The sequence below is a fragment of the Candidatus Schekmanbacteria bacterium genome (assembly GCA_003695725.1).
In the GTDB taxonomy this organism is placed as follows: domain Bacteria; phylum Schekmanbacteria; class GWA2-38-11; order GWA2-38-11; family J061; genus J061.
Genome location: RFHX01000179.1, coordinates 1 through 7,027, shown reverse-complemented (window position 1 = coordinate 7,027; position 7,027 = coordinate 1). Strand labels below are relative to the sequence as shown.

Below are 7,027 nucleotides of genomic sequence, written 5' to 3'. Positions count from 1 at the left end.
TATAACAATATTGGAAGCTAATCTAAAAAAAATCATAAAAATGAAAGTAGAAATGGAAGAAGAAAAAATTTCTGAAGAAAACAATGTCAGTTGACTTGAATTTAGAATTAAATATTATATTATATCTACAAAGGTGACGATAAGATATTAGTTAAATTTCTTATAAGGAAATAGAATAATGAAAGAAATGAAAGTTAGCAATTTAATGCTTGACCCAGTTTCTAAAACACCAATTGTCATTTTAAAAGATGTCGATATGACTGTAATGCTTCCTATTTGGGTGGGATATTTTGAAGCCACTGCTATAGCGTTGGAATTGGAGAAGACTGCTACCCCTAGGCCTATGACACATGACCTTCTCCGGAACATTATAGAAAAGATAAGCTGTAAAGTTAAAAAGATAATCATAAATGACCTTCGGAATAATACTTTTTATGCTGTCATCGAGCTTCAGAAAGACGGAACAATCTTGGAAATCGATTCAAGGCCAAGCGATGCGATAGCACTTGCTTTGAGGACTAATGCGCCAATCTATGTAGAAGAGTTTGTTTTAAAAGCGGCAAATTCAGTTGATATTTCCGAAATAGACACAGATGAAAAATGGAAAGAGCTTCTTGAAAATCTCAAACCGGAAGATTTTGGAAAATATAAGATGTAGTTTCGATTTCTTCCGTCTTTATAAATATTCTTCTCTTCAGAATATAATCCTTCAGAAATTATCCTATGCAGAAACCAAGATTTGATATTTTTCCGGATAATCCTGGAATTTATAAATTTATAAACAAGTCGGGCAATATAATTTATGTAGGAAAAGCAAAAAATTTGAGAAAGAGGGTTGCAAGCTATTTTAATAAGAATCAAAATGTAAATCCCCGCCTGCGGTTTCTCCTTAAAGATGCATTTAATATCGAATTTATTGTAACCAACAATGAAGTAGAAGCTCTCATCTTAGAAAATAATCTTATCAAAATGTTTAAACCCAAATACAATGTGAGACTGCGTGATGACAAACAATATCCCTACCTCAAAATTACAGTTAAAGATGAATTTCCAAGACTTCATATGGTCAGGAAGATAAAAGATGATGGAGCTTTATACTATGGCCCCTACACATCTGTAATGAATGTAAAAGAAGTAATGAAAATAATTATGAAAATATTTAACATATGCACCTGCAAGAAAAAATTTGTGAACAATATGAAACCCTGCCTCAATTATCAAATGAAAATGTGTTCAGCACCATGTGCAAATATGGTTGGCAAGGATGAATATATGGAGCTCGTTGAAGGTGTTAAATTGCTTCTTGAAGGAAAGATGAATGAAGTGATACAGATTCTTAAGAATAAGATGACAGATGCTTCTGACAAGATGATGTATGAAAAAGCGGCTTTTTATAGAGATGGAATTGAATCTATTAGAAAATTTTCACAGAAACAAAATGTTTCGATGAGTGATGAAAAAGATAAAGACTGCATCATTTTGCGAACCTTGGGAACAAAATTGATTTTTCTCATATTAAAAGTAAGGGATGGAAAGATTATAGACCAGAAGGATTATGTTGTTTCGAACTGCATAGAAGAATCGGAAAAAGATTCTTTGGAAGCATTTATAAAACAATACTATAGAGATACATCAACCATTCCTTCAGAAATTTTAACAGAGGAATCTATCTCGGATGCAGAAAATATTTCTTTATGGTTATTGGCGACAAAGGGGAAAAAAGTCAAAATAATCTCTCCAAAACGCGGGAAAAAATATCAGATTCTTAAAATGGCTTCTGTAAATGCTGATTACATTTTGGAAAATCGTTTAAGGGAAGAAGAAGCATGGAGGAAAACAGTCAGTGCAATACAGAAAAAGTTTGCCATGGATAACCTTCCAGAGTGTATCGATGCTGTCGATATTTCAAACATCGCAGGGAATCAAAGTGTTGGTGCCGTGATAAGGTGGGAAGAGGGGAAGTTTAAAAAGGAAATGTATAGAAGATATTCCATCAAATGGAAAGAGGGAATAGATGATTTTGCTATGATAGAGGAGGTAGTATCAAGACATCTTGCACGACTATACAACGAAGGGAAAAAACTTCCTTCACTACTCTTAATCGACGGAGGGAAGGGGCAGGTTAACTCGGCAGTTAAAGTAGTTAGTGCTAAAGATGAATATCGAGACATCTTTGTAGTAGGTTTATCGAAAGGAAGAAGATATAAGAGAAATAGTAAATTAAAGCCGAAAGAGGGATTTTCGACAGAAGAGGTGGTTTTTCATAACAGAAGTAATCCATTGAGATTCAGAAATGACTCATCCGAGCTTTTCCTTTTGCAATCCATTCGCGATGAAGTGCATCGATTTGCAATTCAGTATCACAGGAAACTGCGAATAAAAAAGATGAGAGAATCAATTTTAGATAAAGTGGAAGGCATTGGAAAGGCACGAAAGATGTTATTGTTAAAAACATTTGGAAGTGTTGATGCCATTGCAAAATATTCCTCTGAAGAGATTGCTGAAAAGAGCGGATTACCTCTAAAAATCGCTGATGATGTGCTAAAAGTCATACAGGAATCGTTATCACAAAGTAATTGAGATATATTTTCAAAATAAGGCATAATACCAATTGATTATTAACGTTTATAGCATATCAATTTGCATCAAAAATAATGAAAAATTATTCCATCAAAAAATCTTGACACTATAAAATGGTTGTGTCATTAAGTTTATTGGTTTTTGTAAAATCAGTTAGTTCCTTTCTTAACGGTAACCCTATTTGTGGAGATGTGAATGGCTCAATATAGTTCTTCAAATCTGAGAAATATATGTTTAATAGGACATGGTGGAGATGGGAAAACTTCTTTTGCCGATGCTCTACTTTTTTGCGCAGGAACATCTGACAGACTCGGTAAAACTGCTAATGGAACATCAAAATTTGACTTCGACCCTGATGAAATCAAAAAAGGAGGTTCAATAAACGCGGCAATAGGTTTTACAGAGTGGAAGAAGAATAAAATAAATATCATCGATACGCCAGGAGATGCAAATTTTGTAGGAGACATAAAGAGTTCTTTACGGATAACTGATTCTGCCATTGTGCTCGTGGATGCACACAGCGGCGTCAAAGTGCAAACTGAAAGAACTTGGAATTTCTGCGAAGAATTGTCTTTGCCCCGTCTTGTCTTTGTCAATATGATGGATAAGGAAAGGGCAGACTTTAAAGCTATTTTGGAAGAGCTTCATAATGTTTTTCAAAAATCTTTTGTTCCTCTTCAATTTCCAATTGGAAGCGAAGCGTCTTTCAAAGGAGTAGTCAATCTCTTCGAAGGGAAGGCGCACATCTATAAAGACGACCAAAGCGGAAAATTTGATGTTGCGGATATTCCCGAAGATATAGCTTCTGAATGCAATACGATTAAAGAAAATATGCTCGAATCCCTTGTTGAATTAGATGAAGCAATTATGGAAAAATACCTTGAAGGTGGAGAAGTATCTGAGGATGATTTGAAAGTTCTTTTGAAAAAAGGTGTTGCAAATGCAGAGATCGTACCTGTAATCTGCGGTTCTGCTGAAAAGAATATTGGAATCACAGATGCATTGGATGTTATTGTAGATTATTTGCCTTCACCAATAGACCGAGGCACCATAAAAGCAAAGAGTGAAAATGGAGAAGAAAAGGAAATAACACTGTCAGAAGATGCTCCATTCACAGGATTGGTTTTTAAAACAATAGCAGATCCCTATTCGGGAAAACTTTCATACTTTAGAGTATATTCAGGAAAACTCGATTCTGATTCATCATTTTATAATTCTTCCAAGAAGAAGGAAGAGCGGTTTGGACAGATCTATTATCTTCAAGGGAAAGAACATATTTCCGCAAAATCTGTCATATGCGGTGACATTGCGGCATTTGCAAAATTGAAAGAAACAACTACAGGCGATACGATTTGCGGTAGCAATGACAATGCTGTAATCTTCGATTTCATTACATTCCCATCGCCTATGATTTCCTATGCCGTTTTCCCGAAGAGCAAGGGAGATGAAGAGAAGATATCAAATTGCCTTGCCCGTTTGTGTGAAGAAGATCCAACATTGAGGATTGAGAGAAATACTGAAACACGAGAGATGCTCATTTCAGGAATGGGAAACGCTCATGTTGAACTCGCTATAGAAAGGTTAAAAAGGAAATTCAATTTAGATGTTGATTTAAGCAAACCTAAAGTGCCTTACAGAGAGACTATAAAAGGCAAGGCAAAGACTCAAGGCAAGTACAAGAGGCAGTCAGGCGGCAGAGGCCAGTATGGAGATTGTTGGATTGAAATAGAACCTTTGAAAAGAGGGGAGGGGTTTCAGTTCATTGATAAAATCGTAGGCGGAGTTATTCCAAAGAATTATATTCCTTCAGTAGAAAAAGGTATAGTTGAAGCAATGCAGTCAGGTGAGTTGGCAGGATATCCAGTTGTTGATGTTAAGGTAACGCTCTATGATGGTTCATATCATGAAGTCGATTCATCGGATATGGCTTTCAAGATAGCCGGTTCGATGGCTTTCAAAAAAGCATTTATGGAAGCAAAACCGGTTCTTCTTGAACCAATGATGGATATAGAAGTGATTGTGCCTGAAGATTGTATGGGTGATGTTATAGGTGACATCAACGGAAGAAGAGGAAGAATGAAAGGAATGGAACCAAGGGGTAAGAATCAAGTAATTAGAGCGCAGGTACCAATGGCTGAACTTCTTGAATATGCACCAACATTGAAATCGATAACCGGCGGTAGAGGATTCTTTACTATGGAATTTGCCACCTATGAAGAGGTCCCTGCTCATCTTGCGGAAAAGATAATAGAAGAAAGAAAAAGAGAAAAAGAGGAAGAAGAATAAATATTTTGATTGCCTGTCACCTGCATCCGGAAATAAAATAATAATATGAAAAAAAGGATTCCGGATAAACTTTTTTATAAGATTGGTGAAACAAGTGAAATAGCTGGTTTGCCCCCGCATGTTTTACGGTTTTGGGAAAATGAGTTCAAATGTTTGAATCCCGGAAAAAACAGGACAGGTCAAAGAGTTTATACGCGCAGAGATTTGGAGATCATATTGAGAATAAAAGAACTGTTATATGAAGAAAAATATACTATAGCTGGAGCTCAAAAGAGATTGGCTAAGGAATTTGGAAAGGGAAGAAAACCGGCGGCAGATTCAAAGGAAGTTTTAATTCGTGTAAAAAAAGAATTAAAAAACCTTCTTAGAGAGCTGAGTTGAAAACTCTTTATTTGAAGTATAAATCAAAGTTTTGATAGATGTGCGAATCGGGGCGTGGCGCAGCCTGGTAGCGCACTTGCATGGGGTGCAAGGGGTCGCTGGTTCAAATCCAGTCGCCCCGATTTTTTTATTGAGCTTTAAGGAGTGTAGATGATGGCACTGATTTTGATATGCAATGATGATGGAATCGAGGCAAAAGGATTGAATACCCTCTATTCTGAACTTATAAAAAAGTTTGATGTAATCGTTGCCGCGCCTGATAAAGAAAGAAGCGCAAGCTCGCATTCTTTGACTATTGATAGGATGCCTGAATATAAAAAAATAAAAAAGAATATCTATAGCATCGATGGCACGCCTGCGGACTGCATTTATATAGCATTGAGAAAAATCCTTGATAAAAAGCCTGACCTCGTTATTTCTGGAATTAACCATGGGGCAAATGTTGCAGAAGATATTTTTTATTCTGGAACGGTATCTGCCGCTCTCGAGGCGGCAATGCATAATATTCCTGCTATTGCAGTTTCAGTGGCTGAGAAAAGCGCCAGATTTTTTGAAATTGCCGCAAAGTTTTCCTGCAAAGTTGCAGAGTTGCTTTTAACAGGCAAGACTCTGCCAAATAATACAATTTTAAATATTAATGTTCCAAATCTACCTGCAGAATTGATAGAAGGAGTTAGAATTACAATTCAGGGAAGAAGAAATTCTTCAAACAGCCCTTTTTCTTCAATAATGAAGGATGATAAAAGAGCATTGTCGGGCAGAGAGGCAGCCCAATTTACGGATTATGTTGCTCTTTCCAATAATATGATTTCCATAACTCCATTGAGTACTGATTTGACAAATTACAGCTTTGTAGATGAATTACTTGAATGGGACTTGAAGATATAATCTCAAACAAATTGTTTAATAGATTTTATAGTTTGAAAAACGATGAACGATTACTTGGCATTGCGGGAGAAGATGATTGAAGAACAATTGGTTGAAAGAGGCATAACTGATGTAAAAGTACTCTTTGCAATGAGAAAGGTTCCCCGCCATCTTTTTGTTCCAAAAAGCATCGAGTATAAGGCATATACTGATTCAGCGCTTCCTATAGGAGAGGGACAAACAATCTCTCAACCTTATATTGTAGCATTGATGACACAATCATTGTTGCTTCAAGGTGAAGAGAAAGTCCTTGAGATTGGCACAGGTTCAGGATATCAAACTGCTATACTGGCTGAAATCGCAAGTGAAGTATATTCGATTGAAAGGATTGGAGCTCTTACAACGAGAGCTAGAAAGATTTTGGATGAACTTGGCTATACAAATATAAGCACAAGGACCTTTGACGGTACATATGGTTGGAAAGATAAAGCGCCATTTGACGCAATAATAATAACTGCCGCCGCTCCATCGGTGCCTGAAAACCTTCTCAAACAACTTAAAGATGGAGGACGGCTCGTTGCTCCTATTGGCACAGAGTCATCTCAAGACCTTGTTAGAATTATAAAAAGAGGCGATGAGCTTATTGAAGAGAAGATTTGCAGTTGCCTTTTTGTGAAATTGATAGGAAAATATGGCTGGTCTAATGGATAAATTTTACGGGGCGTGGCTCAGCTTGGTAGAGCGCACGGTTCGGGACCGTGAGGTCGCTGGTTCAAATCCAGTCGCCCCGATTATATGAATAAAGAAAAATTCGGATTTCAAATATCGGTCATTGGCGGGGCAAACTGCACGTCTGCTGAATATGACAAAGCCGAGGAATTGGGGCAGGGATTGGCAGAATTAGGCGCTGTCG

At 36.8% G+C, this 7,027-nt stretch carries 6 protein-coding genes and 2 tRNA genes; all 8 read left to right on the top strand.

Going from position 1 to position 7,027, the window contains the following annotated elements; all coding sequences use genetic code 11:
* The first annotated feature begins 178 nt into the window (after positions 1-178).
* The gene (locus D6734_07160; protein ID RMF94673.1) at positions 179-658 is read left to right on the top strand and encodes a bifunctional nuclease family protein; all 480 of its coding nucleotides are present in this window, start codon (positions 179-181) and stop codon (positions 656-658) included.
* 65 nt (positions 659-723) lie between these two features.
* The gene (uvrC, locus tag D6734_07155; protein ID RMF94672.1) at positions 724-2,580 is read left to right on the top strand and encodes an excinuclease ABC subunit UvrC; all 1,857 of its coding nucleotides are present in this window, start codon (positions 724-726) and stop codon (positions 2,578-2,580) included.
* 195 nt (positions 2,581-2,775) lie between these two features.
* Complete coding sequence (gene fusA, locus D6734_07150) at positions 2,776-4,866, top strand: elongation factor G (GenBank protein ID RMF94671.1); 2,091 nt, start codon at positions 2,776-2,778, stop codon at positions 4,864-4,866.
* A 45-nt stretch (positions 4,867-4,911) separates the two neighbouring features.
* Positions 4,912-5,247, top strand: coding sequence for a MerR family transcriptional regulator (locus D6734_07145; GenBank protein ID RMF94670.1), 336 nt, complete (start codon positions 4,912-4,914; stop codon positions 5,245-5,247).
* A gap of 48 nt (positions 5,248-5,295) precedes the next feature.
* Positions 5,296-5,369, top strand: a tRNA-Pro gene (locus D6734_07140).
* A 28-nt stretch (positions 5,370-5,397) separates the two neighbouring features.
* The gene (gene surE / locus D6734_07135; protein ID RMF94669.1) at positions 5,398-6,135 is read left to right on the top strand and encodes a 5'/3'-nucleotidase SurE; all 738 of its coding nucleotides are present in this window, start codon (positions 5,398-5,400) and stop codon (positions 6,133-6,135) included.
* Positions 6,136-6,177: 42 nt separating this feature from the next.
* Positions 6,178-6,825, top strand: coding sequence for a protein-L-isoaspartate(D-aspartate) O-methyltransferase (locus D6734_07130; protein RMF94668.1), 648 nt, complete (start codon positions 6,178-6,180; stop codon positions 6,823-6,825).
* Between the two features lie 6 nt (positions 6,826-6,831).
* Positions 6,832-6,905: transfer RNA gene (locus D6734_07125), tRNA-Pro, on the top strand.
* The last annotated feature ends 122 nt before the right edge of the window (positions 6,906-7,027 follow it).

Excerpts from the sequence above, each read along its gene's own strand:
- D6734_07160 (RMF94673.1), top strand. The coding sequence starts at position 179 with ATGAAAGAAATGAAAGTTAGCAATTTAATGCTTGACCCAGTTTCTAAA.
- uvrC (RMF94672.1), top strand. The coding sequence starts at position 724 with ATGCAGAAACCAAGATTTGATATTTTTCCGGATAATCCTGGAATTTAT.
- fusA (RMF94671.1), top strand. The coding sequence starts at position 2,776 with ATGGCTCAATATAGTTCTTCAAATCTGAGAAATATATGTTTAATAGGA.
- D6734_07145 (RMF94670.1), top strand. The coding sequence starts at position 4,912 with ATGAAAAAAAGGATTCCGGATAAACTTTTTTATAAGATTGGTGAAACA.
- surE (RMF94669.1), top strand. The coding sequence starts at position 5,398 with ATGATGGCACTGATTTTGATATGCAATGATGATGGAATCGAGGCAAAA.
- D6734_07130 (RMF94668.1), top strand. The coding sequence starts at position 6,178 with ATGAACGATTACTTGGCATTGCGGGAGAAGATGATTGAAGAACAATTG.